Below are 25,828 nucleotides of genomic sequence, written 5' to 3'. Positions count from 1 at the left end.
CGCGCCGCGGCACCGGAGTCAGGAGGCGGACGACGACCGCGGCTCGCCGATCCCGGCGAGAGCGGCCGCGAAGCGGGAGCGCGGCGCCTCGGCCGCGACGCGGACCGCGTCCTGGAGACGATCCACGTCCGTCAACTCCGGCATGATGGCCACGCTCAGCCCTGAGCGCCGCAGGCGCCGTAGCTGGGCGCTGCCCGTCGTGGGCAGGGACATCGGCACGCCCAGCAACAGTTCCGGGTCGGGACGGCACAGCCCGAGCAGCCAGAAGCCACCGTCCGAGGCTGGGCCGTACACCGCGTCCCTGGTCCTGAGCGCGGCGACCGCGTCGGCCAGCAGGTCCCCGGTCACCTGGGGCGTGTCACCACCGATCAGCACGATGGGCAGCGGGCATCGCCGGTGGGCGTCCTCGAAGGCGGCCGAGAGCCGTTCGTCCAGCCCTCCACCGCGCTGAGGGATGACGGTGAAGCCGTCGCGGAGCCACGAGCCGGGCGGGCCGTCGAAGGCCAGGACCCGTCGGCGCACCCGGACCGCGGCCACGGCGGCCAGCGTGTCCTCCAGCGCCGCCGCCGCCAGGAGGGCGGCCTCCCCTGAGGTGAACGGAGGGGTGAGCCGGGTCTTGACCTTGCCCGGCACCGGCTCCTTCGCGAGGACGACGATCTGCGCGGCGGCCGGCAGGGGCGCGATCACGCTCGGCCCGTCCCGCCCTGCTCGGCCAGAACCCGCCGCATGTCGGCGAGCGCCCGCAGCGTCCCGCGTACGGTGCCGGTGACCTTGGACCGGCCGGCACGGGGAAGGTAGTCCACCTCGGTCTCGGCGATGCGCCAGCCGGCCCCCGCCGCGCGCAGCACCATCTCCAGGGGATAGCCGAACCGCCGGTCGGTCAGCCCCAGTGCCAGCAGGCCTGCCCGCCCGCAGGCCCGCATCGGACCGAGATCGTGCAGCGGGACCCCGGTACGGCGCCGCACCCTCGCGGCCAGCACGACGTTTCCGAGGCGGGCGTGCAGCGGCCAGCGGGCGCCTGCGCGGGCCATCCGGCGGCCGAGCACGAGATCGCACCGGCCCGCCAGAACGGGGCCGGCCGTCCTGGGCAGCTGACGCGGGTCGATGGAGGCGTCGGCGTCCATGAAGCACACCACGTCAGCGGTCGCGGCCAGCAGCCCTGCGTGGCAGGCCGCGCCGAACCCGCGCCGCGGCTCGCTCACCACCAGCGCGCCGAGCGCGGCCGCGACGCGCGCCGAGCCGTCGGTCGAGCCGTTGTCGACCACGATCGGGCGGTAGCCGTCCGGCATCCGCCCGAGCACCCACGGCAGGGCCGCCTCCTCGTCCAGGCACGGCAGCACCACGTCGACGCTCACACCCTTCACGGTAGGACAGGACCGGGCGGTGAACCGTTATGCGGTGGTGACGCGTGTTCAAAGAGTTCCCAGCTCAGAGCAGCCGTGGGCCTACCGTGGGAAGGTGGTCGGGCGTTCCGGGGACCGGCAGGGCACGGCGGGCGAGGCACCTGCCGGGCGGCACGCGGCCGTCCACAGCAGGCGGGTGCGGGTCGCCCTCGCCGTCTGGGCGGCTCTGATCGCGTCGTCCTTCGCCGGGGGTGCGATCCTGCGCGCACGAGGTGCGCTCCCCATCGACCGCCTGGCGCCGCTGCACGCCGACCTCCGTCTCCTGACGGTCACGCTGCTGCCCGCCGCCGCCTTCGGGGCCGTCGCCGTTCTCGCGCTGCCGCCCCTCGTGGCGCGGACGCGCTTCGGCTGGGCCCTGCTCGTGTCGTACGGTTTCGCGCTGGCATGGGCGGTGCTGCTGGCGGTCTCGGCCGACGGCCTGGCGGCCCCGCTCACGCATCCGGCCGACTATCTCGCCGTGCTGCCCTCCGTGGGCGACGACCCGCTGGGCTGGCTGGCGAGCTTCACCGAACGCCTGCCCGGCTACCCGACCCACGTGCGCGGGCACCCGCCGCTGGCCGTGCTCCTGTTGTGGGCCCTGGCGGCCGCCGGGCTGCGCGGGCCGACATGGGCGGCGCTGCTGGTCGTCACGGCCGGCTGCTCGGCCACCGTGGCGATCGCCGTGACGGTGCGGCGGCTGGCAGGGGAGACGGTCGCCCGCCGGAGCCTTCCCTACCTGGCGTTGACCCCTGCCGCGGTCTGGATCGCCACCAGCATGGACGCCCTCTTCGCCGGCGTCGGCGCGTGGGGCGTCGCCCTGCTGGTGCTGGGCCGGGCCTGGATCGGCTTCGGGGCGGGGGTGCTGCTCGGCGCGCTGCCGTACCTCAGCTACGGGCTGATGCCCTATCTGCTGATCCCCGTGGTGGCCGGCGTGGTCGTCAGGGTGCCGCGCGCGACCGTGCTCGCAGCCCTGGCCGGGGCGGCGTCGGTGACGGTGGCCTTCGCCGCGGGGGGCTTCCTCTGGCCCGCAGGGGCGCTCGCGACGTACGCCGAGTGGGCGCCCGATCCTGGCGCCGCCCGGCCGTACCTGTACTTCCTGGTGGCCGACCTGGGCGTGCTGGCCATGGTCACCGGTCCTGCGACGGCGGCCGGCCTGGTACGGCTCGCGCCGGACGGCGTGCGCGCCGTCGTGGCGGCGGCAGGGGTGGCGGTGCTCGCGCTGGACGTGAGCGGAGTGACGCGTGGCGAGGTCGAGCGCATCTGGCTCCCCTACGCGGTGTGGATCGGCCTGGCGGCCGGCATGTCGTCAGGCCGCCGGTGGCTCGCGGCCCAGGTGGTCACCGGGCTGCTGCTGCAGGCCCTGGTCTTGTCGCCCTGGTGAGCCTGGCACCGGGGGGTGTGACGACGCTCCGATCATGGCCGGGGGCGTTGAGCTACAGTTTTTCGAAGGAGGCGACGGTGACCTGCAGACTCTTCGCCGTGTCGGCGCCCGTCGACGCCGTCGGACCGCAGGGCGGCACGCACGACGGGGTGTCCCGTTGAGCACGCGGCCGATCAGCGACTACGCCCTGCTGTCGGACTGCCGGTCGGCGGCGCTGGTCACCTCCGACGGCTCGGTGGACTGGCTGTGCTTCCCCCGCTTCGACAGCCCGGCGATCTTCGCCCGCCTGCTCGACGAGAACGCCGGCCATTGGTCCGTCCGCCCCATCTGCCCCGCCGAGGTCACTCGCAGGTATCTGGAGAACACCCTCGTTCTCGAGACGACCTTCCGCACCCGGGACGGAACCGCGGTGCTCGTCGACACCCTCGCCCTCGGCAGGCGGGAACGCGGGCACGCGCTGGGCGCCTCCTCGCCCGGCGTTCTCCTGCGCGAGGTGACCTGCGTCGAAGGACGGGTGTCACTGGAGGTGACGTACGCGCCACGCCCCGAGTTCGGGCTCGTCCACCCGCTGATGGAAGCGGTCCGCGGCGGCCTGATCGCGCGCGGCGGCGCCAACGTGCTCGTCCTGTCGACCCCAGTGGAGCTGCGGGTGAGCGGCTCCACCGCGCACGCCACCGTCACGCTGCGGGCGGGGGAACGTCTCCCCCTGGCCCTGCAGGCCAGTTGGGGCTGGGCGCCTGAACCGGCCCGCTGTCACCCGAATCGCGTCCACCGCCGTGTCAAGGACACCATCGCGGGCTGGCGGTCGTGGTCCGAGCTCCACGCGGGCTATCGGGGATCCTGGCACGAGCAGGTCAGCCACAGCGGGCGGGTGCTGCGAGCGCTGACGTTCGCCCCCACCGGGGCGATCGTCGCCGCGGCCACCACCTCTCTGCCGGAGAGCGTCGGCGGAGAGCGGAACTGGGACTACCGCTACACCTGGATCCGTGACGCCAGCTTCACGCTGCAGGCACTCACCACCGCCGCGTGCGTGAAGGAGGAGACCGCGTTCTTCGACTTTCTCGCCCGTGCCTCGGCCACCCAGCTCGACCGGGGCGTTGATTTGCAGATCATGTACGGCGTGGGCGGCGAGCGCGACCTGAGCGAACGGCTGCTGCCGCACCTGACCGGCTGGCGGGGCAGCTCCCCCGTGCGCGTCGGCAACGAGGCGTGGCGTCAACGCCAGCTCGACGTCTACGGGGAGTTGCTCGACGCGGCCCATGAGCTCCATCACGACACCGGCCGACTCGACCCCCTCACCCGCTCCTTCCTGGTCGGCGTGGCCGAGACGGCCGCCCGCCGCTGGCACGAGCCCGACCAGAGCCTGTGGGAGATCCGCGGGCCGAGCCGGCACTTCCTGCACTCCAAGTTGATGTGCTGGGTGGCGCTGGATCGCGCCATCTCGCTGGCCTCCGTCCTTGGGGCCGCCGACCGCGTCGCCGGGTGGGAGCGCACCCGGGCGCAGATCCGCGCCGCGATCCTGACGCAGGGCTGGAACGAGCGGGCGGGCGCCTTCACCCAGACGTTCGACACCGAGGATCTGGACGCGTCCGTGTTGATGCTGCCCCTGGTCGGGTTCCTGCCCGGTGACGACCCCCGCGTGCAGGCCACCGTGGACGCCGTGGCCGCGCGCCTGACCGACGCGCGCGGCCTGGTGCACCGCTACCACGCCGCGGACGGCCTGCCTGGCGGGGAAGGCACGTTCCTGCTCTGCACCTTCTGGCTGGCGCAGGCCCTGGCCATGGCGGGCCGGTCCGCCCGTGCCAGGAGCGCCTTCGAGACCGCCGCGTCATACGCCAACGACGTCGGCCTCCTGGCCGAAGAGGTCGACACCGTCAGCGGGGAATCCATCGGCAACTTCCCTCAGGCGTTCAGCCACATCGGACTGATCAACGCCGCCAGGACCATCCACGACACGACATCGGCCGACGTCGCCGCCTCATAGGACAGCGCGGCCCGGCCTGCCGGGCGCCCGGGCCGACGTTCGTGTTTCGTCAAGCCCGAGGTCGTTGGCCACGGATATGCCTGGGTATCGGATAGGTGACATTCCGTTATCGAGGAGGTGCTGATGGCCGACGCTTCGGTCGACGCCGTGACGCTGCCACGGGGCGGTCGCGGCATGCTGGCCTTCATCCGCGTGGCGGTCGCCCTCCTGTGGATCCAGAACGCGGGGTGGAAGACGCCCGGTGACGACTTCGGGAGGATGGCGCGGCGGGGCCTGTATCTGTTCACCGGCTATGCTGTGGAGCATCCCGTCTTCCCGCCGTTCACGTGGCTCGTCGAGCATGTCGTGCTGCCGAACTTCGTCGTCTTCGGCTGGCTGACGCTGCTGGTCGAGACCTCACTTGGAGCGTTCCTGCTCGCGGGGCTGGCGACCCGGTTGTGGGCCCTGGTCGGGATCGCGCAGACGCTCGCGATCACGTTCTCCGTGCTCTACGCCCCGCACGAGTGGCACTGGTCCTACTTCCTGATGCTGCTCGCCCACCTGGCCCTGTTCGCCACCGCCGCGGGCCGGTTCCATGGTGCCGACGGGTTGCTGCGTCCCTCCTGGAAGAGATCGGCGAACCCCATCGCCCGGTGGTTGGTGAGGTTCTCATGAGGGCCGCGGACAGGTTCGCGCTCGCCCTGGGCATCGCGTCGGTGCTGAGCGCCGTCTTCGTCTTCGTCCACGGCGACCCGTGGCAGCTGGTCAAGATGACCGCCCAGGCGGTCCCTGTGGCGATCGTGCTCGGCATCCTGGCCTGCTTGGCCGGGATCCTGCGGCGCCCGCCGATGCAGACGGCCGTGGGCGCTCTGTTCGTGCTCGCCGCCCTGGTGGTTCTCGCGGAGCTCGCCTTCGGATGGTCGCTGACCGGGGGCAGCGCGTCCACGTCGAGCCTGTGGCTGGGATTCGGCATCGGGCTGTTGTCCGCCGGCCGTACGCCACGGGAGCGGTGAGAGGGCGCCACCTGCTCCGCCGTACCATGAAAAGGAGTGACATGGATCTCTCTGACCGTCTCGAACCCGTCCTGGACAGCGCGCGACAATCCGCCAGGGAGGTGGACGCCGACGGCAGCTTCCCGGTCCAGGCGCTTGACGCCTTGCGCCGTTCCGGCCTGCTGGGGCTGACCCTCCCGCCCAGGGAAGGCGGTCTCGGCGGTGGTCCCGAGGAGCTCGTGGAAGTGCTGAGCGCCCTCGCGGCCGTCTGCGGCTCCACCGCGATGGTCTATCTGATGCACGTGAGCGCGGCGATGGCGGTCGCCGCGGCGCCGCCGGCCGGCCACCCGACGCTGCTCCCGCGACTCGCCTCGGACTCGCTGGCGACGCTGGCCTTCAGCGAGGTCGGCTCGCGCTCGCACTTCTGGGCTCCGGTCTCGCGGGCCGGCCGAGAGGGAGACAAGATCGCCCTGCGTGCCGCCAAGAGCTGGGTCACCTCGGCGGGCCATGCGGAGGTGTACGTGATGTCCACCCTGGCCCCGCAAGCCGACGAGGGGGCCGTCGATCTCTACGTCGTCCTCGCGGACAGCCCCGGGGTCGAAGTCGCGGGATCGTGGCGGGGGCTCGGCCTGCGCGGCAACGCCTCCTCCCCCATGCGCTTCGAGCTGCTCGCCCACGACGGCGACCGGATCGGCGAGCCGGGCGGCGGCTTCGATCTGATGCTCCAGTCGGTGATGCCGTGGTTCAACGTGGGCAACGCCGCCGTCTCGCTCGGCCTGGCGCAGGCCGCTCTGGACGCGACCGTCGCGCACGCGAGCGGCGCCAGGTTCCAGCACACCGGCGAGGGCCTGGCCGACCTGCCGACCATCCGCGCGCAGCTGTCGCGCATCGCCTTGGACCTCGCGATGGCCCGCGCCTATGTGGAGAAGGCGGCCCGCAGCCTCGCCGCACCCGATGACTCGACCATGCTGCACGTTCTCGGCGTCAAGGCGGCCGCCAACGACATGGCCCTGCGCGTCACCGACACGGCGATGCGGGTCTGCGGTGGCGCCGCCTTCTCCGAACACCTGCAGCTCGAACGGTTCTTCCGCGACGCCAGAGCCGGTCACGTCATGGCCCCGACCGCGGACGTCCTCTACGACTTCTACGGCAAAGCGATCACCGGACGGGAGCTGTTCTGATGCTGACGATCGGAGCGGTGGCCTACACGCCCAATGTCGTCCCCATCTGGGAGGGCATCCGCGACTACTTCGAGGGCAGCGGCGCCGAGATGGACTTCGTGCTGTTCTCCAACTACGGCAGACAGGTCGACGCCCTCCTCGCCGGCACCGTCGACATCGCCTGGAACACCAACATGGCCTGGGTCCGGACCGTCCTCCAGACCGACGGCGGCTGCCGCGCACTGGCCATGCGCGACACCGACCTGACCTTCGCCAGTGTCCTGGTGGCCCGTGCGGGCAGCGGCCTCGACGGGCTCGACGACCTGCACCATCGCCGCATCGCGCTCGGATCCCGTGATTCGGCCCAGGCGTCGGTCCTGCCTGTGCACTTCCTCACCCGGGCCGGTGTCGCCGATGTCGAGTTCCTCCGCATCGACAGTGACCTGGGCAAGCACGGCGACACCGGCCGCAGCGAGCTGGACGCTATCCGCGCCGTGCTCGACGACCAGGCCGACGTCGCCGCGATCGGCATCACCACATGGGAGGCCATCGGCAAGGACGAGCTCATGCCGGGCGCGCTCGAGGAGGTGTGGCGGTCCGAGCCGTACTGCCACTGCAACTTCACCACCCTCCTGCCTTCCGCGCGCACGGAGCCATGGGTGGAGCACCTTCTCAAGATGGACTGGCACGATCCCGCCCACCGGCGCATCCTCGAGCTTGAGGGGCTGCGCCGCTGGGTCCGGCCCGAGCTGGACGGCTACGCCTCGCTGTTCGAGGCGGTGGAGCGGCAGGGACTCGCGCCGACATGGTGATCCTCGACCTGGTCGAGCGGATGGGCGCGCTCCCCGTCGGGGCGACGGCCGAGGTCCCTCTCGCGGCCGGCGAGGCCGAGCTCGTCGAACGCTGGTGCGCGCGGACAGGGAACGAGCTCGTCGAGATCGGACACGGCGTGGCCGTGGTCAGGCGGGGCCGTCCACCCGACCCCGTGGAGGATCTCCCTGCCGACCGGCGGCCGGGCGCCCGGCTCTGGCTGTACACGAACTTCGACTGCAACCTCGCCTGCGACTACTGCTGCTCGCGTTCCTCGCCGCAGACCGCGCGCCGCGCGCTCGGGCTGGATCGGGTGCACCGGATCATGGCGGAAGCCGAAGGGGTCACCGAGGTCTTCCTCACCGGCGGAGAGCCGTTCCTCCTGCCGGACCTGGACGAGATCGTGCGGGCCTGTACCGACCGCTTCCACACCACCCTGCTGACCAACGGCATGCTCTTCCGCGGCCACCGGCTCGACGTGCTGCGTGCCATGCCGCGCGACCGGCTGGCGCTGCAGATCAGCCTCGACTCGCCTACCCCCGACCGGCACGACAGGCACCGCGGGCGAGGGAGCTGGAACCGCGCGGTGCTGGGCATCAGGACCGCGCTCGACGAGGGGTTCCGCGTCCGCGTGGCGGCCACCATCGCGCCAGGGGAGGACACGGACGCGGACGCGTTCCACGCCTATCTCGACGGGCTCGGCATTCCCGTCCAGGATCGGGTCATCCGCCCGGTGGCCAGGCGGGGATCCGCCGGTGAGGGAGTCACCCTCACCGTGGACACCCTCGTCCCCGAGGTGACGGTGACGGCCGAAGGCGTCTACTGGCATCCTGTGGGCGCCGATCACCTCGACCAGCTGGTCACTCGCGAGATCTTCCCCCTCTCCGCCGCGATCGAGGAGGTACGGCGCCGCTTCGCCGAGTACCGGCGCGGCTCCATGGAAGCGGCCGCGAGCTTCCCCTGCGCGTGAAGCGACGCCCTCGTCTTCACCGATCGGCCTCGCGGCACGGGACGCGGCACGACCGGCCGGAGCCGGTCACATCAGATAGCGGAGCCACAGGTAGGGCGCGACCAGCGCCACCGTCACAAGGGTGACCACCAGTCCGTAGCGGGTGAACTGCCAGAAGCTGATCGGAGTGCCGTTGCGGGCGGCGATTCCCACCACCACGACGTTGGCGGCGGCTCCCACCGCGGTGGCGTTACCGCCCAGGTCTGCGCCGAAGGCGAGCGACCACCACAGCACCTGCGCGGTCTGGTTGCCGCCGCCGGCCTGGACGAGTTCGGACACGATCGGGCTCATCGTGGCGACGTACGGGATGTTGTCGACGATCGCCGACAAGCCGGTCGACACCCAGAGCAGCCCCATCGTGGCCAGACCCAGGCGGCCTTCGGTCGCGCCGACGGCCGCCTCGGCGATCTGTCCGATGACGCCGGTGTTGACCAGCGCCCCGACCATGACGAACAGACCGGCGAAGAACACCAGGGTGGGCCACTCGACCTCCTCGATGGCCTCGCCCGTGGTGACCTTCGTGGCCGCCACCAGCACGCCCGCGCCCAGGATCGCCACCACGGACGGCTCGTAGTGCAGCACGGGATGGAGCACGAACGCCACCATCACCAGGGTGAGCACGGCGAGCGACTGCCACAGCAGGCGGCGGTCGCGGATCGCCTCCCGCTCGTTCAGCGACATGATCTCCGCGGCGCGCTCGGGGTCGTAGACGAAGTACCTGCGGAACAGGAACCTGCACAGCCCGACGAACACCCCCATCAGCACGATGATCATCGGTGCCAGGTGGATGAGGAAGTCGTTGAAGGTCAAGCCTCCCCTGCTGGCGATGATGATGTTGGGCGGGTCGCCGATCAGCGTCGCCGTACCTCCGATGTTGGAGGCCATCGCCTCGGCGATCAGATAGGGCGCGGCGGACAACGCCAACCGTTCACATACCAGGAACGTCACCGGCGCGATGAGCAGCACGGTGGTGACGTTGTCGAGCACGGCCGACGCCGACGCGGTGATGAGCACGAGCAGGACCATCAGCCTGAACGGCTCGCCCCTGGCGCGCTTGGCCGCCCAGATCGCCAGATACTCGAACACACCTGTCTGCTTGAGCACACCGACGATCACCATCATGCCGAGCAGCAGGAAGATGACGTTCCAGTCGATCCCGGTGTCCTTGGAGAAGAACGCGGCACCGGCGTCGGTGGCATGGACGACCAGCATCAGACCGGCGCCGCCGAGTGCCGCGGCCACCCGGTGGATCTTCTCCGTGGCGATGAGCGCGTAGGAACACAGGAAGATCGCCACCGCCAGCCATGCGGTGACGGTCACGTGGAGACCAGCCTGTCCATCAAGGCCTGTAGGGTGACCGCTCCCAGCAGCCTGCCCTCGGCCACGACCGCCACGACCGGGCTGTGGGTGCGCGCCATCAGCGCCGCCAGCTCCAGTACGGTCGCGTCGGGGTCGGCGACCGGCAGCTCCCGCCGCTCCCTGGGCAGAGCCTCGCGCACGGTCCGGTCGTCGAGCACGCGCATGAACCGGTCGGCGTGCGCCTCGTCGACGACCCGGGCGAGCGCGGGGTCGTCCTGGCAGTATCGCGGAACGGCCAGGCGGAGCACCTGCGTGCCGGGCAGGATCGTGTACGGCGCGCCGTCGGCGTCGACGACGATCAGGCCGGGCAGGTTCTGTTCGGCCAGCAGCCCGGCCGCTTCGAGCACCGGCGTGTCGAGTCCCACTGTGGGGAAGTCCTCAAGGAGATCACGCGCACGCATGGGTCCGGCCTCTCTGTCGGAGATGGACACGACATTGCCGACCAGACTTCCCGGCGCACCTGAGAAGAACCTATCAACAGACGCTGAGCATCCGTCCAGGAGGAGACGAGCTTCCCTGAACCGATCCCCGTTTGAGCAGGTGGATCCCATGGCATTACCGAGACTGAAGACCCGGCACGCACTCGCACCAGTGCCCACGACGAGGTAAGGGACCGGCAGCATGGCCTACGACGATCTCAGAGCGCTGTACGTCAACTGCACGCTCAAGAAGAGCCCGGAGCGCAGCCATACCCAGGGACTGATCGACCTCAGCGCGCGCATCATGGAGCGGCAGGGCGTCCAGGTCGACCACCTGCGGGCCATCGACCACGACATCGCCACCGGCGTGTGGCCGGACATGACCGACCACGGGTGGGACAGCGATGAATGGCCCTCCATCTACCGGAGAGTGCTGGCCGCGGACATCCTCGTCCTCGCCGGGCCCATCTGGCTCGGGGACAACAGCTCGGTCACCAAAAGAGTCGTCGAGCGGCTGTACGCCTGCTCCAGCCTGCTCAACGACGCCGGGCAGTACGCCTACTACGGACGCGTCGCGGGCTGCCTGATCACCGGCAACGAGGACGGCGTCAAGCACTGCGCGATGAACCTGCTCTACAGCCTTCAGCACCTGGGCTACGTGATCCCGCCCCAGGCCGACGCCGGGTGGATCGGCGCGGTGGGCCCCGGCCCCTCCTATCTGGACCCGGGCTCGGGCGGACCGGAGAACGACTTCACCAACCGCAACACCACGTTCATGACCTGGAACCTGCTCCACCTGGCCCGGATGCTGAAGGACGCGGGCGGCATCCCCGCGCACGGCAACCAGCGTTCGGAATGGGACGCCGGATGCCGCTTCGACTTCGACAACCCCGAACACCGTTGACTTGTCGATCGCGGCGTTCACGTCCCGATCATGGATGGCGCCCCACGGGCAGGACCATTCCCGCACCTTCAGCGGCATCGTCTCGGCCAGCGTCCCGCAGGCCGAACACAGCCTCGACGACGGGAAGAACCGGCCGACCTTTTGCGAACCCCCTGCCATACAGCTTCGCCTTGTACTCCCTTGGGGCGTGGGCGAGGTCAGCGGCGGGCTCGCCGGCTGGGGGCAGGCCCGGCCTGCGGTGCCGGTGGTGCGGGCTCCGGTACGGCCGCGGCCGGTTCGGGCAGCGTCCGGAACAGCAGCCAGCTCAGGGCGGGCATCACGATCAGCGGCGCGAGGGCCGCCTGCAGGGAGGCGGCGTCGGCGATGCCGCCGAGGAGGGGACCGGCCAGGCCGCCGACGCTGACGGTCAGGCCGAGGGTGATGCCGCTGGCGGTGCCGACCCGCGTGGGGAGGTAGTCCTGGCCGAGCGTGACCTGGAGCGAGAACGGGATGTAGAGGCCGACGGAGGTCAGGGCCACGAACAGGTAGAACGCCGGGCCGGGGACGAACACGACGCCCGCCACCGCGAGGACGGTGATCAGGTACGCCCTGCGCACGGCGGTGACCCGGCCCCAGCGGTTGGCCAGGCCGCCGCCCAGCACCGTGCCCACCGCCCCGCCGAGGTAGAGCACGAACAGCGCGGCGGTGCCCGCCGAGGTGCCGCCCCCGGTGCGCTGCTGGGCGTAGAGCGAGACGAACGTGCTCAGGCCGACGAAGACGATGGACCGGCAGACCACGGCCAGTGACAGCTTGACGAACGAGATCGTGTCGTCGGCCTCCGCCGCGGCCTCGGTGCCGGAGCCGGTGCGTGGTGTCTTGTCCAGCGTGCGCAGGACGGGCAGGCACAGCACGCTGCCGGCGAGGGCCGGCACCATGAGCAGCGGCGAGAGCCGCAGGCCTCCGGTGGCGACAACGGCGGCGACCATGAGGGGCGCGACCGCGAAGCCGAGGTTTCCGCCGAGGGAGAACCAGCCCATCGCGCTGTGGCTTCCCCTGCTGGCGATCCGGGCGACACGGGCCGATTCGGGATGGTAGGCGGCGACCCCGATCCCGGACACCGCCACGAACGCCAACGTCAGGGGGTAGGAGCCGGCGAGGCCGCTCAGTGCGATCCCCAGCCCGCCGAGGAGCGTGCTCACCGGTAGCAGCCAGGGCAGCGCCCTGCGGTCGGTCAGCGCGCCGAACAGCGGCTGCGCGACCGAGGACAGCAGTGACGCGGCGAGCACGACGCCCGAGGCTGCGGCGTAGCCGTAGGCGCGCTCGGCGATGAAGAACGGGACGAGCGAAGCCACGGCGCCCTGGTAGACGTCCACGCACGCGTGCCCGGCCGACAGCAGGATGATCGAGGTGTTCCTTGGCACCTCACCATGCTCACCGCCCGGCGGCCTGTCGCGCTTTCGATAATCTGCCAATCGGTAACGGAAATCCGCCACGCGCCGCGCCGGCCGGACGGCGGCTCGTTTGACACCCGGGCCTGTGCCACCGCCCCGGCCGGCTGATCCGGGCGGTGACGGCATCACCTCCCCATCGACGTTCGGATCGCCGACACCACGCTGCGCGACGGCAGCCGCCTGCCGGAGACGGGGAGCGGCGTGAACGTCAGGAGGCCGCGCACAGCGTGTCGCCCAGCTGGGAGCGTTCGTAGAACACCTCGCGTCCGCTGCGCCGCTTGGTGATCAGGCCGTTTTCCCGCAGTACCTTCAGGTGCTGGCTGACCGCGCCCGGCGCCATCGACAGCCGCCGCGCCAGGATGCGCTGGCGCCCCGGGAACTGCAGGGCACCTACGCCGGTGTCTCCGGGATGAGCTGGGCGGCAGGCGCGGTCCTGTCGCCGCTGATCGGCACGGCGCTGCTGCCGCTGGGACCGGGCGCGCTGTGGGCCGGTGTCGGCGTCGCCGGCGCCGTCTCGGCCGCCGGCGCGCTTCTCCTCGCCGGCCCCGTCGGCCGGCGCCGCCAGCGCTTCCGGCGGATTCGCCAGAGGTGACGCGCAGGAGACGGTCACGTTCCCCGGAGGGGTTCACCTCCGCTTCGTTCGTGGCGCGTACGACCACAGGACGGCCGGGCATGAGCGCCGTCCCGCCTGACCGGGGCTCACGAGTACGGTTCGCACACCGTGAACGAGACTCTCCTGGTGGCCTTCGCCGGGGTCAGGAGGTGGAAGACGACCGTGTGCCTGCCCGGCGAGAACGCGCCCATCGGGTTGCGCTGGTTCTTGTCCGTGCCGTTGGTCACCCAGCTCGTCTTCCACCCTTCGTCCTCGCCGTCCACGACCCACCGGTAGCCGTATTCGGTCTGCTTCCCCGCCGGGCCCTTGAGCAGGGCGACGGGGAAGAGGCTGGGCGACCAGCAGCCCTTTTCGGTCTCCAGCCCGTCGAGCGTCAACGACACCAGCCGGATGCTCGCGGTCGAGGTCGTGGGCTTGACCGGGGAGGTCGTGGGCCTCGCGGTCGAGGGCGTGGGCCTCGCAGGGGAGGTCGTGGGCTTCTTCGGGGAGGTCGTGGGTCTGGACGTCGGCCGCCGCCCCGAGGGCGTGGACGTGGGACGGGCGGTCGCGGGCGGCTTCTCGGAAGCCGGATCGGATGTCCCTGCCGCGACGCCGGAAGAGGCGGTCGCGCCGCCGGACGAGGCCGTCGCGGGGGTGGCGGTCGTCTTCCGAGCGGGCATCCACGCGATCGCCCCGGCCACCAGCGCGGCCGACACCCCCAAGGCTCCGACGCCCGCCAGCACCGCCCTCCCACGCCGCCGGCCCGCCATGCCGCCCGCGGGTCCGGCCGGACGGCCTGCGCGGCCGCCTGCCGTACCTCCTCGGGGGAGCGTGGCTCCCGTCGCGACACTGGGCTGGGCGCCGAGGAGCCGGAGCAGGACGTCCTGCATGGTGGGCCGCGCCGCGGGGTCCTTGGCCAGGCAGGCCAGCACGACCGGACGCAGCGGCCCCGGCAGGTCGCCCAGATTCGGCTCGTCGTGAAGGATGCGGCGGATCACCGCGGGCAGCGAGTCGTTGCCGAAGGGCGGCGTCCCTGTCGCGGCGAACACGATCACCGACGCCCAGGCGAAGACGTCCACCGCCGGACCGATCGGCTCGCCCGCGAGCTGTTCGGGCGCCATGTAGGAGGGCGTGCCGACGATGCTGCTCGTCACGGTCAGCGATTGGCCGGCGGCGCGGGCGATGCCGAAGTCGATGACGCGTGGCCCGTCGCGGCCGAGCAGCACGTTGGCGGGCTTGAAGTCGCGGTGCACCACCCCTGCGCGGTGGATCGCGGCCAGCGCGGTCGCCGTCGCGACCGCCAGCCGCTGCAGGTCGGCGCCACCGTGCCGGCCCGCCTGGTGAAGCGAGGGTCCTTCGACGTACTCGGTCACGATGTACGGCCGGCCGCCCAGCGAAGCGTCGAGCACCTGGGCGATGCAGAACGGCTCGACCCGGCGCGCCGCGTCGATCTCCTTGGCGAAGCGGTGGTCACCCGCCAGCCCGTCCTGCAGGACCTTGACGGCGACCGGCCGCCCGTCGGGCGCCTGTCCCAGGTAGACCACGCCCTGGCCGCCCTCGCCCAGCCTGCGGTGCAGCCGGTAGGGGCCGACGGCCGGGGGATCCTCGGGCAGGAGCGGGGCCGTCACTCGGTGCCGACCGGGCAGATGGTGAACGAGAGCGTCTTCGACGCCGTCGAGGGCGAGGTGAGGCGGAGCGTGACGCGGTGCGGGCCGTTCGGTTCGACGAGCGGGCCGACGAGCTGCTGGGTGTGGGAGTCGGCGATGTAGGCCTCCGAACGCTCCACCACCCGGCCGTCCAGTATCCATTGGTAGCTGAATCTGGTGTGCAGCTTGGTCCCCTCGACCAGGCCGAAGGTGTTGGACTGGCCGATCTGGCAGTCCTGGGTGTTGGCCGTCCTGGCGCCCTGGGCGCGGATCGACACGATGCGGAGCGAACCGCTGCCGGAGGAGGCGGACCTGGTCGGTGCCGCCGATCGGGTCGTCGGGTCGGTGGCGGGTTCCCTCGTCTGGCCGGTGGTCGGCTTCTCGCTCGGCTCGGGTGTGGACGGCGTCCTGGTCCGCCTGGAGCGCTGGCGCGTCGGCGTCGGGCTTGGCTCGCCGGTGGTGGTGATCGCCAGCGGCTCCATGGTCGGGCGCGGCGTCTCGGTGCCGGTGCCGCTCGTGACGCCCCAGATGACGGCCCCCGCGGCGGTCAGCGCCGCCAGGCCGGAGGCTCCCGCGACGACCCGGCCGAGTACCCCGTGACGCGGCCTCGCGGTCCCGTTCCCGCCCCGCGGCCTTCCTGGGACCGTGTCGGGGCCGGTGCGTCCCACGTCGCCCGGACGGCCGGCGCCCTGGCCGCCCAGCAGTCGCAGCAGCACGTCCTGCATCGACGGCCGGTGCGCCGGGTCCTTGGCCAGGCACTCGAGCACGATCGTGCGCAACGGTTGCGGGAGGTCGCCGAGCTGCGGCTCGTTGTGCAGGATCCGGTTGATCACGGCGGGGAGGGAGTCCTCGCCGAACGGGGGGCTTCCCGTCGCGGCGAACACGATCACCGAGGCCCATGCGAACACGTCGGTGGCGGGCCCGGCCGCCGCCCCCGCGAGCTGCTCGGGCGACATGTACGCGGGCGTCCCCATGATGCCGCTGGTCGCCGTCAGCCCCGATTCGACGGATCTGGCGATCCCGAAGTCGATCACCCGGGGCCCGCCGTGCCCGAGCAGCACGTTGGCGGGCTTGAAGTCGCGGTGCACGACACCCGCCTGGTGGATGGCCGCCAGCGCGGTCGCGGTCGCGACCGCGAGCCGCTGCAGGTCGGCGCCGCCGTGGCGGCCCGCCTGCTGGAGTGAGGGTCCTTCGACGTACTCGGTCACGATGTACGGCCTGCCGCTCCGCGAGGCGTCGAGCACCTGCGCGATGCAGAACGGCTCCACCCGGCGCGCCGCGTCGATCTCCTTGGCGAAGCGCTCGTCGGCCAACCCGTCCCGCAGCACTTTGACGGCGACCGGCCGGCCGTCGCGCCCTTGGGCCAGGTAGACGACGCCCTGCCCGCCCGCGCCCAGTCGTCCGAGGAGCCGGTAGGGCCCCACGGCCGCGGGGTCGCCCTCCCGGAGTGGTTCGGCGTGGGGCATGGGACTCCTGTGACGGCTGCTAGGTGATCTTCAGCACGATAGCGGGAAATGTCAGGATTGGTGGGCAAGTCGTGTCAACCAGGTCCGTCTCCCTCTCCTGGCCACGACGTTCGTGCTCCAGGACGTTCCCTGGAGCCTGCCGTTCGTGTCTTGCCGGACCCCGACCCTGATGCCCGGAGGCGGCCGTCGACGCGGCGACCCGCATGGCCATGACGTGCCCCTCGTCGCCGGTGAGAGTGGCGGCGACCGCCGGTCGCCGCGAGTAATGACTTCTTTTCTTTTTACGAGTTTCACCGGGAAACTTCCCGGAGCTTTGCTGGAAGCGTCCGAATCTTGTGAGTCCTTCTTGACTGAAAAGTTCTCCAAGGACGCACCTCACCGCTGCCGGCGCTTGTCCGTCATCACGTGCTCACGACCGAGCGCGAAAACCGCCTGAGGCGATTGTCGGCATGTCGTGAAGGCATGTGCAGGAGGTCGTCATGGCTCGCTCGCGTATCGTTTTCTCGCTGTCGCTCGTCGCGGCCATCGCGCTGGTGGCGCTCGTCATCGGAGTGGTGGGCGGCCGGGCGACGAGTTCGGCAGGCCAGGCGACCGGAGGAGGCGCCGGCGGCGCGGCGAGCGGCAAGAAGATCGACGTGGTCATCAAGGCGAGCGACTCCTCGTTCTGGCAGACCATGATCGCCGGAGCGAAACAGGCGGGCGGCGACTTCGGCATCAAGGTGAGCACCTTCGGCCCGACGTCCGAGACGAACATCGACCAGCAGGTGCAACTGGTGGAGAACTCCATCTCCCGAGGCGCTGACGGGCTGGTCATCGCGCCGAACTCCTCCAGCGCCCTGAACTCGGCGATCGACTGGGCGCGCAAGGCGGGGCTCAAGGTCATCACCGTGGACAGCCGCGTGACCACCGCCTCGGAGGGGTTCATCGGCACCGACAACCTCAAGGCCGGCATGCAGGCGGGCAAGCGCATGTGCGAGCTGCTCAAGGCACAGGACAAGACGAGCGGCAGCGTCATGATCGAGTCGTCGGTGGCCGGCATCCAGTCGCTGCTCGACCGGGACGCCGGCTTCAAGCAGGGCCTCGCGACCACCTGCCCGCAGGTCAAGGTGGCGCTGCAACGCTTCAACAACAACGACATCAACACCGCGGCGTCGCAGGTCAACGACGCGCTGACCGCCAACCCCGACCTGGCGGGTGTCTTCGCCGACAACAACACCTCAGGGGTCGGCGCGGCCCGGGCGATCCAGGACAACAACGCCACCGACACCATCCCTGTCGTGGCGTTCGACTCCGACCCGCAGGAGAACGCCGCGCTGGCCGCGGGCACGATCGACGCGCTGGTCGTGCAGAACCCCTACTTCTTCGGCTATCAGGGCGTCCTGGCCGCCGGGATGGCCACGGTCGGCCGCATCCCGCCGCGTGACATCGATCCGGGGGCGGTCGTGGCCGACAAGAAGAACATGAACGAGCCCGACGTGAAGCAGCTGCTCCACCCGCCGACGATGAAGGCGGAATGATGGTCCAGCCTGTCGTCGAGCTGCAGGGCGTCTCCAAGGCCTTCGGTCCCGTCCAGGCGCTGACGGACGTCTCGCTCCGCCTGGTCCCCGGCCAGGTGAACTGCCTCGCGGGGGAGAACGGCGCGGGGAAGTCGACCCTGATCAGGGTGCTGACGGGCGCGCTGCGCCGCGACAGCGGCGGCTACGAGATCGAGGGCCGGCCGGTCACCGCGCCGACTCCCGCATCGGTGCGCGCGGCCGGCGTCCAGGCCGTCTACCAGGAACTCAGCCTGCTCCCGCACCTGTCGGTCGCGGAGAACCTGTTCATGGGCCGCCTTCCCGCGCGTACGGGGATCATCGTCAGAGGCCGGCTGTACGCCCGGGCCAGGGAGGCCCTCGACGAGGTCGGCCTGACGGACCTCAGCCCCGACGCGATCGTGGAACGGCTCCCGGCGGCCACGCGCCAGCTCGTGGAGATCGCCAAGGTGCTGACCGCGGACTCCGTCAAGGTGATCGTGTTCGATGAGCCGACCACGGCGCTCACCGAGGCCGAGTCGGAGCGGCTCCTCCAGCACATCCTGCGGCTTCGTGAGCGCGGGATAGCGATGCTCTACGTGACCCACCGGCTGGAGGAGATGTTCGAGATCGGCGACTGGGTGACCGTCCTGCGGGACGGGAGCTTGTCCGAGCAGGGGCCGATCGGTGACTACGACGAGGACCGGCTGATCACCGCGATGGTGGGCCGGGAGATCAGCTCGCTCTACCCGGAGACCCACCGGCACGCGGGGACGCCCGCGCTGCGTGTCAGGGGACTGCGCAGGTTCGAGCGCTCGCCGAGCATCGACCTCCACGTCGGGGCCGGAGAGATCCTCGGTATCGGCGGGCTCCTGGGGTCGGGCCGGAGCGGGCTGTTGCTGTCCATCTTCGGCGCCACGCCCGTCGTGGCGGGTGAGCTGGAGGTCGAGGGCAGGCCGGTGAAACCGTCCGGCCCGCGCACCATGATGAACGCCGGGGTGGGACTGCTCACCGAGGATCGCAAGGTGCTGGGGCTGCTGCCGGAGCTTTCGATCAGGGAGAACGTCACCATCGCCAGCCTGCGCAGCGGCTCCCGCCGTGGTCTCCTGCCCGGCCGCGAGCAGGCCGAAGCCGCGGACCGGCTGCTCGACAGCCTGAGGTTGCGGGCCGGCTCCTACGACCAGCCGGTGTCGACGCTGTCCGGCGGCAACCAGCAGAAGGTCCTGCTCGCCCGATGGCTGCTCACCAAGCCGAAGATCCTGATGTTCGACGAGCCCACGAAGGGCATCGACGTCGGGGCCAAGGGCGAGCTGTACACGGTCATCGGAGACCTGGCCGCGAAAGGGCTGGGAATCATCGTGGTCTCGTCGTACCTCCCGGAGCTGCTGGGGCTCGCCGACCGCATCCTCGTGCTGCGCGACGGGGCGGTGGCGGGCGAGCTTCCCGGATCCGCCACCGAGGAGGACGTGCTCCGCCTGGCCAGCGGCAGCGGAGGCGGCGAGATCCCTGCCGCCGAGAGCGGGGCCCCTGCGACCCAGGACAGGGCTCCATCGGTCGTGGACGAGGTCAGCGCGCCTCGGAGCACGACCCCACCGGCGCCGGACGACCCAGGAGGGGTGAGCCGAGATGCCTAAGCTGGTCTGGCGTGAGCCGATCGAGACCACCACGATCACCAACAGACCGCCGGGCGGTGAGGGACCAGGGCCGGAGGCGGGGCTGGAGACGGTGCCCAGGGCCAGGCTGTCGCCCGAGGCGGAGGCCGGGCCCCGCCGGCGGGTCATCACGCTGGGCGACATCGCCGGACGGGAGAGCGGCGGGCTCGTCGTCCTGCTCGTGGCGATCGGCGCTCTCACGCTCGCGAGCGACGAGTTCCTCACCGGCAACAACCTGTCCAACCTCGCCCGTCAGGTCGCGATCTTCGGGATCATCGCGGTCGGCCAGCTTTTGGTCATCCTGACCGCAGGCATCGACCTGTCGGTCGGGTCGATTCTCGGCCTGTCAGGCGCCTCCACCGCGCAGCTCCTGGTCGCCGGGATGCCGATCCTGCCGTCGATCCTGCTCGGGGTGGGAATCGGCACCGGGCTCGGCATCGTCAACGGCCTGCTGGTGACCAAGGCCCTGCTTCCGCCGTTCATCGCGACCCTGGGAATGCTCGGCATCGCCCGCGGCATGGTCCTGCTCAGCACCGACGCCCAGACCATCCAGGGCGTGCCGGAGGCGTTCCAGACCATCGCCAACGGCACGATCCTCGGCATCCCCAACCTTCTCATCATCGCCGCGGCGGTCACCGCCGTGATGTGGTTCGTGCTCACCAGGACGGTCTTCGGCCGCTACATCTACGCCGTCGGCTCGAACCCCGAGTCGGCCCGCCTCGCCGGCGTTCCCGTCCGCATGGTGACGATCTCGGTCTACATGATCTCGGGCCTGCTCGCCGGTCTCGGCGGGGTGCTGCTCGCCTCCCGGCTGGGTGCCGGTATCCCCACCGCGGGCACGGGCTTCGAGCTCAGCGCGATCGCCGCCTGCGTCATCGGTGGCGCGAGCCTGTTCGGCGCGAAGGGCAGCGCGATCGGGGCCGCCACCGGAGCGCTGATCATGGGTGTCCTCAACAACGGCGGCAACCTCCTGGCGATCAACGCCTTCTACCTCCAGATCGCCATCGGCGTGCTGATCCTGGTCGCGGTCGGGTTCGACCAGCTGAACAGCAGGCGGTCGGCCACCGGCGGTTGATCGACGATCCCGCGATCCGGTTCGACGCCGCGGCCCGTGAGGCGGAGACCGCCTCCGGTCGGATCCTGCGCGCGGAGACCGCGGTCCGCTCGTGGTGGGCGAGGGTGTGCTGGGGGCGGCGGTCGCCGTGGGCGACGTGGGCGACGTGGCCATCGGCCCGGCCCTCGCGCCCCAGGCAGGCGAGCCTCCGGGGCGCGTGGGCGCGGGCGGTGTCACGACGTCAGGCGCGCGGAGCGATGCCTTCTATCTCCACCAGCAGGTCCGACCGGCAGATGTCGACGGTGAAGTAGGCGATCTCCGCCGTGTCGGAGAAGGCCTCCTCGCACTTGGCCGCGACGACGGGCACGTCCTCCTCGTGACGGACGTAGACCTTGACGAAGCGGAGGTCCTTCAGGGTCCGGCTGTCATCGATCCCGTTGGCCAGCAGGTTCTCCCTGCCGATGACCGTCGCCATGTTGCCGAAGGTCACGTCGCACTGCTTCTCGACGTCGCCCGCGTGGACCGTCCTGTGGCCGAGGATGCTGGCCGTACCGGCGACGAAGAGGTCTCCGGCGCCGTCGAGGCCGTCCGGAGTGAAGGAGGTGGCGCGGGCGAACTTCGGCGGACGAGGACCGTACCGGGGGGGATAGGAGGGGGCGGGAACCTGAAGAGGGTTCTCGAGGTTGCGCACCCGCCCGGTCCGCGACGCCAGCAGGTACCAGCTGATGCCGCCTCCCAGCGAGCCGATCCCTGTCGCGGCCGGCATGTCCCCGGCTCGCCCAGGAAGGCCGTCCACCGCCTCCGCCCGGCCGAGGCAGAAGTCCCGGTAGATCTCCAGGCCGTCCGCGTTGGCGCGATTGATGTCGTTGATGAAATGCCAGATCCGCAGGACGTTGGGATAGTCGAGTTTGGCGATCAGATCGAAGGCCGCCCGATAGGCGTGACGGACCGGCTCCCTGTACGACCCGGTCCCGGCAACCTGGCCGGCGCAGAAGAGATAGTCGCCGTCGTGGGCGTAGGCCAGGTCCTGGTACATGCCCGACGTGACGGGAGAGTCCGTCTCCCACACTTCGGTGACGAGATCGTTCTCGTCCTTGGCCAGGTGAACTCCTACGCCGGCCACGCCTGCGTGGATCGCGGGAGCGCTGTGGTGGTCGAGGAAGGCGACCCGGCCGAGAACGTGACGTCCGGACGGCGCGGGTACGCCGGAACGGAGTAATCGGCAGCCGAGTCCATGCGTGTGCGTCGCCATGTGCGCTCTCCCCCGCCTGTCAGCCCGCCGCCTGCGTCCGCAGTTGTCGCCGGCTGAGTTTTCCCGTCGAGGTTCGCGGGAGCTCCGCCACGAAGATGATCTCCGATGGCACCTTGTACCAGGTCAGCCGCTCCTTGGCCGAGTCAGCCAGCTCGCCGCGGATCGTGGCGTGACCGCTCTCGTCACCCTTGGCGATGACGTAGGCCAGCAGCCTCGACGTGCCGTCCCCCGCCCGGGTCGAGCAGACCGCCGCCTCGATCACGAGCGGATGCTGCGCGAGCACGTCCTCGATCTCCGCGGGGTGCACGTTCTGCCCGCCGACGATCTCGATGTCGTCCGCCCTGCCGTGGATCCGGATGTAGCCGTCGTCGTCCACGGTGGCCGTGTCACCCGTGGGCCACCACGTGCTCTCGCCGTGCCGCGGGACCTCCGACGGGGAGCCGATGCCGGGAGCGATGGTGGGCCCGGCGACCTGGAGGTTGCCCTCGCCGCCCGCCGGCAGGGGCTCGCCCTCGTCGTCGACCAGCCGCACCCGGAAAGGGGACAGGCAGCGGCCCACCGTGCCCTCCCTCGCTTCCGCCGGGCTGTTGGCGGCGAAGACCTGCCCCACCTCCGTGGTGCCGAGGACGTTGAGCAGCCGCCCGCCCAGCACCTCCCGCAGGTCGGCCTCCAGGGCGGGGGCGAGCACCTCGCCGGCGGTGACGGCCAGCCGCAGGCCGTCGAGCGGCGAGGGGTCGGGCTCGGCGAGGAGCCTGGCGTAGAAGCTGGGCTGGGCGTAGAACACGGTGACGCCGAGGTCGCGGATCGCGGCGAGCGCGGCCACGGGCGCGGGCCGCTCCGGCGCGAGTACGGCTGCGCTCCCGCTGAGCAGCGGATACAGGAGCGTGTTTCCGAGCCCGTAGGAGAAGTACATGCGGGACACGGAGAGACTCACGTCGTCGGGCTTCAGGTCGAGGACCCGGCCGAACGCGGAGTCGAAGACGTAGGGGTCGCCGTGCGTGTGGAAGCACAGACGGGGACGGCCCGTGGTCGTTCCCGAGGTGAGGAGGGCGATGCCGGGGGTGTCCATGTCGCATTCGGCCGCCGCGGGAACCGGAAACCGTCCGGGCTCCGACGGGATCAGAGCCGGGGTGACCGTGGCACCGTCGAAGACGCCGGCGATCCGCGGGTCGGCGACGGTGAGCTTCGGCCGCGCGAGCTCGGCCGTCTGCCGCAGCTCATCGGGGTGGAGGTCGGCGTTGACCAGAGCGACGATCGCTCCGAGACGGAGCGTGCCGAGGACGGTCCAGACCAGGTCGATGCCGTCCGGCAGCGACGCCAGCACCCGGTCTCCCCTGCCGACGCCTGAGGCGGACAGGAACCCGGCCACCCGCTCGGCCCCGGCGAAGACGTCGGCGTACCGGTGGACGGTGCTTTCGGTGAGATAGGCCGGGCGGTCGAGCCACCCCTGATCACGAGCGGTTCGTGCAAGGCGTTCGGCGAGATTGCGGTCGCCCGTCATCGGACATCTCCTCTGAATCGTCAGAACCTGTTCGCTGTCCCACCCCTTTTGTGATCTTCGTGAGCTTTCTACATTGCCTGACTCGGGAGCGTCAATAGTGTTGATGGGGCAGTAACGAGGCGGCGACCGCGCGTGCCCGCTCATGGTCACCCAGGCGAGGCCGCCCGCCGGAATCGCGTTACCGTTGCGCTGTGATCCGCGCCGTGGTGGTCGACATGGACGACACTCTCTGCCTCACCGAGGCGGTGTGTTTCGAGCTGGAGAACGAGGTGCTGACGCGCATCGGCCGCGAGCCGATGTCACGCGGCGTGCACATGTCGACGTGGGGACAGCCCCTGCTCGACGCGATGACACGGCGCTCGCCGGGCGTGGACCTCACGGCCTTCGCCGCCGCCTATCAGGTCGTGCTGCGCGAGTACGTGGGGGACGGCCGGCTGGACGTCGTCGCGCCCGAGAACCTCCGGGCGCTCGACGAGCTCGCCGCCGAGGGCCGCAGCGTCATGCTCCTGACCTCGCGCACCGAAGGGGAGGTGGAGCACCTGCTCGCTCCCGACCACGTGCTCGCCGGACGGCTCAGCGCGGTCTACCACGCGGGCAACACGCGCTTCGGCAAGCCCGATGCCCGCGCCTTCGACGAACTCCTCGCGGCCACGGGACTGCGCCCCCGCCAATGCCTGTACGTCGGCGACTCCCCCGGCGACGCGCAGGCCGCCAACGGCACGGGCCTGCGCTTCATCGCCTCCCTGCAGAGCGGGGTCAGGCGGCGGGCCGACTTCGACGCCCACCACGTCGACGCCTTCATCGACGCGTTCCCCGACCTGGTCGGGGCGGTGGCGCGTCTCGACGGTCAGAGCCCTTGAGGCGCGCTCCCTCATATCGAGGGCGGGCCGGACGCCTCCCCCACGGTGGGCGGACCGACGGCGGCGCGCAGCCGGGCCACCGCCTCGTGAAGTCGCTCCGGGCTGAGCCTGGCGTAGCCGACCACGATCGCGGGGAACGCGGCCCTGCCGTACGCCGACAACGGGGTGGTGGCGATGCCGTGGTCGCTCAGGTGGGCGGCGAGCGCGGCGTCGTCGGTCCCCTCGGGCAGCCGGAGCACGACGTGCAGCCCGGCGGCGATGCCGTACGGACGCCATGAGGGCAACTGCTCGGCCAGCGCGGCGAGCAGCGCGTCGCGCCGCCGCCGATAGGTCGACGTGGTCCTGCGCAGATGCCGGTCGTAGCCGCCTTCGCGGAGAAAGTGGGCGAAGGCCGCCTGCTGCAGGGTGCTGACGCCACGGTCGTGCAGCTCCTTGCGCCTGACGACCTCGTGCCTGAGAGCCGCGGGCACGACCATCCAGCCCAGCCGTACGGCGGGCGCGAGCGTCTTGCTGAGCGTGCCGAGGTAGGCGACATGGGAGGGGGCGAGCCCCTGGACGGCCGACAGGGGCGCGCGGTCGTAGCGGTACTCGGCGTCGTAGTCGTCCTCGATCACCAGCCCTCCGGCGCGCCTGGCCCAGTCGGCCAGCGCACGGCGGCGGGCCGGATGCAGGGCGACGCCCAGCGGGTACTGGTGGGCGGCGGTCACCACGACCGCGCGGCTGCCGGTGCGTTCCAGCGCCTCCACGTCGAGACCGTGCTCGTCGAGCGTGACCGGCTCGACGCCGAATCCGTGCAGTTCCAGGAGGTCGTGCAGGTCCCTGTTGCACAGTTCCTCGACCGCGACCGTGGTGTGACCCCGATCCCTGAGGACGGCGGCCAGCAGGCCGATCGACTCGAAGGTGCCGTGGGTCACCACCACCTCTTCCGGCCCCGCGCTGACCCCGCGCACCCGACCCAGGTAGGCGGCGAGCTCCGCGCGCAGCCCGGCCAGGCCGGCCGGATCGGGATAGCTCAGCTCGGCGTCGGCCAGCCCCGCGAGCCCCGCGCGGGTGGCGGCCAGCCACGCGGTGCGGGGAAAGGCGGCCATGGAGGGCAGGCCCGGTCTCAGCGGGATGAGCTCGCGGCGGGGCCGCGTAGGCGGCCCCTCGCCCTGCTCGGCCAGCGCGACCCCCTCGGCGACCCTGGTCCCTGAGCCGCGCCTGGCCACCAGGTAGCCCTCGGCGGTGAGCTGGTCGTAGGCGGCGGTCACGGTGCCTCTCGCCACTCCGAGCTGGGCGGCCAGGTCGCGGGTCGAAGGCAGGCGGACGCCGCCGGCCAGGCGGCCGGTCCTGACCGCCTCCTTCAGTGCCTGTTCCAGGGCGCGACCGCGGGCCCCGTGGGGCGCGGAGGAGATCGCGGGCAGCAGCAGCGCTCGCGAAGTGGACCAGTCACTCGACACAGGTGTGGACCTTATATATGGGCCACCCTGGGCTCAAGGTGCTGCC

General features: G+C 71.3%; 23 protein-coding genes and 1 pseudogene. 12 read left to right on the top strand and 12 right to left on the bottom strand.

Going from position 1 to position 25,828, the window contains the following annotated elements:
* Positions 1-18: 18 nt before the first annotated feature.
* Positions 19-687, bottom strand: a complete 669-nt coding sequence (locus AC3EO4_RS34325; RefSeq protein WP_379569885.1) for a TIGR04282 family arsenosugar biosynthesis glycosyltransferase — start codon at positions 685-687, stop codon at positions 19-21.
* Complete coding sequence (locus tag AC3EO4_RS34320) at positions 684-1,355, bottom strand: glycosyltransferase family 2 protein (RefSeq protein WP_431899555.1); 672 nt, start codon at positions 1,353-1,355, stop codon at positions 684-686. Before AC3EO4_RS34320 ends, AC3EO4_RS34325 begins: the two co-directional genes overlap by 4 nt.
* A gap of 103 nt (positions 1,356-1,458) precedes the next feature.
* Here AC3EO4_RS34320 and AC3EO4_RS34315 point away from each other — a divergent pair, with 103 nt between their 5' ends.
* From AC3EO4_RS34315 to AC3EO4_RS34285, 7 genes are all read left to right on the top strand, one after another.
* Complete coding sequence (locus tag AC3EO4_RS34315; RefSeq protein ID WP_431899553.1) at positions 1,459-2,763, top strand: hypothetical protein; 1,305 nt, start codon at positions 1,459-1,461, stop codon at positions 2,761-2,763.
* 157 nt (positions 2,764-2,920) lie between these two features.
* Positions 2,921-4,747 carry a glycoside hydrolase family 15 protein gene (locus tag AC3EO4_RS34310; RefSeq protein WP_431899551.1) on the top strand — a complete coding sequence of 609 codons (1,827 nt, stop codon included), beginning with the start codon at positions 2,921-2,923 and terminating at the stop codon, positions 4,745-4,747.
* A gap of 123 nt (positions 4,748-4,870) precedes the next feature.
* Positions 4,871-5,401: a DoxX family protein gene (locus AC3EO4_RS34305; protein ID WP_379569893.1), complete on the top strand. Its 531-nt coding sequence runs from the start codon at positions 4,871-4,873 to the stop codon at positions 5,399-5,401.
* Positions 5,398-5,739: an Rv1678 family membrane protein gene (locus AC3EO4_RS34300; RefSeq protein WP_379569895.1), complete on the top strand. Its 342-nt coding sequence runs from the start codon at positions 5,398-5,400 to the stop codon at positions 5,737-5,739. Before AC3EO4_RS34305 ends, AC3EO4_RS34300 begins: the two co-directional genes overlap by 4 nt.
* A gap of 41 nt (positions 5,740-5,780) precedes the next feature.
* Positions 5,781-6,899 (top strand): Rv1679 family acyl-CoA dehydrogenase, encoded by a 1,119-nt coding sequence (gene fadE16 / locus AC3EO4_RS34295; RefSeq protein ID WP_431899549.1) that lies wholly within the window; start codon positions 5,781-5,783, stop codon positions 6,897-6,899.
* Positions 6,899-7,690, top strand: coding sequence for an Rv1680 family SBP-like protein (locus tag AC3EO4_RS34290; RefSeq protein ID WP_379569898.1), 792 nt, complete (start codon positions 6,899-6,901; stop codon positions 7,688-7,690). The genes fadE16 and AC3EO4_RS34290 overlap by 1 nt, the downstream gene beginning before the upstream one ends.
* Positions 7,684-8,658 carry an Rv1681 family radical SAM protein gene (locus AC3EO4_RS34285; protein WP_379569900.1) on the top strand — a complete coding sequence of 325 codons (975 nt, stop codon included), beginning with the start codon at positions 7,684-7,686 and terminating at the stop codon, positions 8,656-8,658. Before AC3EO4_RS34290 ends, AC3EO4_RS34285 begins: the two co-directional genes overlap by 7 nt.
* Before the next feature lie 66 nt (positions 8,659-8,724).
* On the opposite strand, the gene AC3EO4_RS34280 is transcribed toward AC3EO4_RS34285, so the two are convergent.
* The gene (locus AC3EO4_RS34280) at positions 8,725-10,017 is read right to left on the bottom strand and encodes an ArsB/NhaD family transporter (RefSeq protein WP_379569902.1); all 1,293 of its coding nucleotides are present in this window, start codon (positions 10,015-10,017) and stop codon (positions 8,725-8,727) included.
* Entirely contained in the window at positions 10,014-10,457 is a 444-nt protein-coding gene (locus tag AC3EO4_RS34275) for a CBS domain-containing protein (RefSeq protein ID WP_431899546.1), read from the bottom strand. Before AC3EO4_RS34275 ends, AC3EO4_RS34280 begins: the two co-directional genes overlap by 4 nt.
* 220 nt (positions 10,458-10,677) lie before the next feature.
* Here AC3EO4_RS34275 and AC3EO4_RS34270 point away from each other — a divergent pair, with 220 nt between their 5' ends.
* Positions 10,678-11,379, top strand: a complete 702-nt coding sequence (locus AC3EO4_RS34270; RefSeq protein ID WP_379569906.1) for a flavodoxin family protein — start codon at positions 10,678-10,680, stop codon at positions 11,377-11,379.
* Between the two features lie 9 nt (positions 11,380-11,388).
* On the opposite strand, the pseudogene AC3EO4_RS34265 reads toward AC3EO4_RS34270, so the two are convergent.
* The 5 genes and pseudogenes from AC3EO4_RS34265 to AC3EO4_RS34245 all read right to left on the bottom strand — a co-directional run.
* Positions 11,389-11,557 (bottom strand): annotated as a pseudogene (locus AC3EO4_RS34265) (zinc ribbon domain-containing protein); the annotation flags it as partial.
* Positions 11,558-11,576: 19 nt separating this feature from the next.
* Positions 11,577-12,779 (bottom strand): MFS transporter, encoded by a 1,203-nt coding sequence (locus AC3EO4_RS34260; protein ID WP_379569908.1) that lies wholly within the window; start codon positions 12,777-12,779, stop codon positions 11,577-11,579.
* A gap of 238 nt (positions 12,780-13,017) precedes the next feature.
* Positions 13,018-13,419 carry an ArsR/SmtB family transcription factor gene (locus AC3EO4_RS34255; protein ID WP_431899543.1) on the bottom strand — a complete coding sequence of 134 codons (402 nt, stop codon included), beginning with the start codon at positions 13,417-13,419 and terminating at the stop codon, positions 13,018-13,020.
* A gap of 89 nt (positions 13,420-13,508) precedes the next feature.
* Positions 13,509-15,029, bottom strand: coding sequence for a serine/threonine-protein kinase (locus AC3EO4_RS34250; RefSeq protein WP_431899541.1), 1,521 nt, complete (start codon positions 15,027-15,029; stop codon positions 13,509-13,511).
* Positions 15,026-16,513 carry a serine/threonine-protein kinase gene (locus AC3EO4_RS34245; RefSeq protein WP_379569916.1) on the bottom strand — a complete coding sequence of 496 codons (1,488 nt, stop codon included), beginning with the start codon at positions 16,511-16,513 and terminating at the stop codon, positions 15,026-15,028. The genes AC3EO4_RS34250 and AC3EO4_RS34245 overlap by 4 nt, the downstream gene beginning before the upstream one ends.
* A gap of 479 nt (positions 16,514-16,992) precedes the next feature.
* On the opposite strand from AC3EO4_RS34245, the gene AC3EO4_RS34240 reads away from it, so the two are divergent.
* The 3 genes from AC3EO4_RS34240 to AC3EO4_RS34230 are packed head-to-tail and all read left to right on the top strand — an operon-like array spanning position 16,993 to position 20,751.
* Positions 16,993-18,030, top strand: coding sequence for an ABC transporter substrate-binding protein (locus AC3EO4_RS34240; protein WP_431899540.1), 1,038 nt, complete (start codon positions 16,993-16,995; stop codon positions 18,028-18,030).
* The gene (locus tag AC3EO4_RS34235) at positions 18,027-19,658 is read left to right on the top strand and encodes a sugar ABC transporter ATP-binding protein (protein ID WP_431899539.1); all 1,632 of its coding nucleotides are present in this window, start codon (positions 18,027-18,029) and stop codon (positions 19,656-19,658) included. The genes AC3EO4_RS34240 and AC3EO4_RS34235 overlap by 4 nt, the downstream gene beginning before the upstream one ends.
* Positions 19,651-20,751, top strand: a complete 1,101-nt coding sequence (locus tag AC3EO4_RS34230) for an ABC transporter permease (protein WP_431899537.1) — start codon at positions 19,651-19,653, stop codon at positions 20,749-20,751. Before AC3EO4_RS34235 ends, AC3EO4_RS34230 begins: the two co-directional genes overlap by 8 nt.
* Positions 20,752-20,971: 220 nt before the next feature.
* On the opposite strand, the gene AC3EO4_RS34225 is transcribed toward AC3EO4_RS34230, so the two are convergent.
* Both AC3EO4_RS34225 and AC3EO4_RS34220 read right to left on the bottom strand, forming a co-directional pair.
* Entirely contained in the window at positions 20,972-21,982 is a 1,011-nt protein-coding gene (locus tag AC3EO4_RS34225) for an FkbO/Hyg5 family chorismatase (RefSeq protein WP_431899535.1), read from the bottom strand.
* A 19-nt stretch (positions 21,983-22,001) separates the two neighbouring features.
* Positions 22,002-23,483, bottom strand: coding sequence for a class I adenylate-forming enzyme family protein (locus AC3EO4_RS34220; protein ID WP_431899534.1), 1,482 nt, complete (start codon positions 23,481-23,483; stop codon positions 22,002-22,004).
* Between the two features lie 191 nt (positions 23,484-23,674).
* Here AC3EO4_RS34220 and AC3EO4_RS34215 point away from each other — a divergent pair, with 191 nt between their 5' ends.
* Positions 23,675-24,343, top strand: a complete 669-nt coding sequence (locus tag AC3EO4_RS34215) for an HAD family hydrolase (RefSeq protein ID WP_431899533.1) — start codon at positions 23,675-23,677, stop codon at positions 24,341-24,343.
* A gap of 11 nt (positions 24,344-24,354) precedes the next feature.
* Here the strand turns inward: AC3EO4_RS34215 and pdxR are convergent, their stop codons facing one another.
* Positions 24,355-25,782, bottom strand: coding sequence for a MocR-like pyridoxine biosynthesis transcription factor PdxR (gene pdxR / locus AC3EO4_RS34210; protein ID WP_431899531.1), 1,428 nt, complete (start codon positions 25,780-25,782; stop codon positions 24,355-24,357).
* Positions 25,783-25,828: the final 46 nt, after the last annotated feature.

The sequence above is a fragment of the Nonomuraea sp. bgisy101 genome (assembly GCF_057708945.1).
The sequence above is the reverse complement of the archived record's forward strand: the minus strand, read 5'-3'. Positions and strand labels throughout refer to the sequence as shown.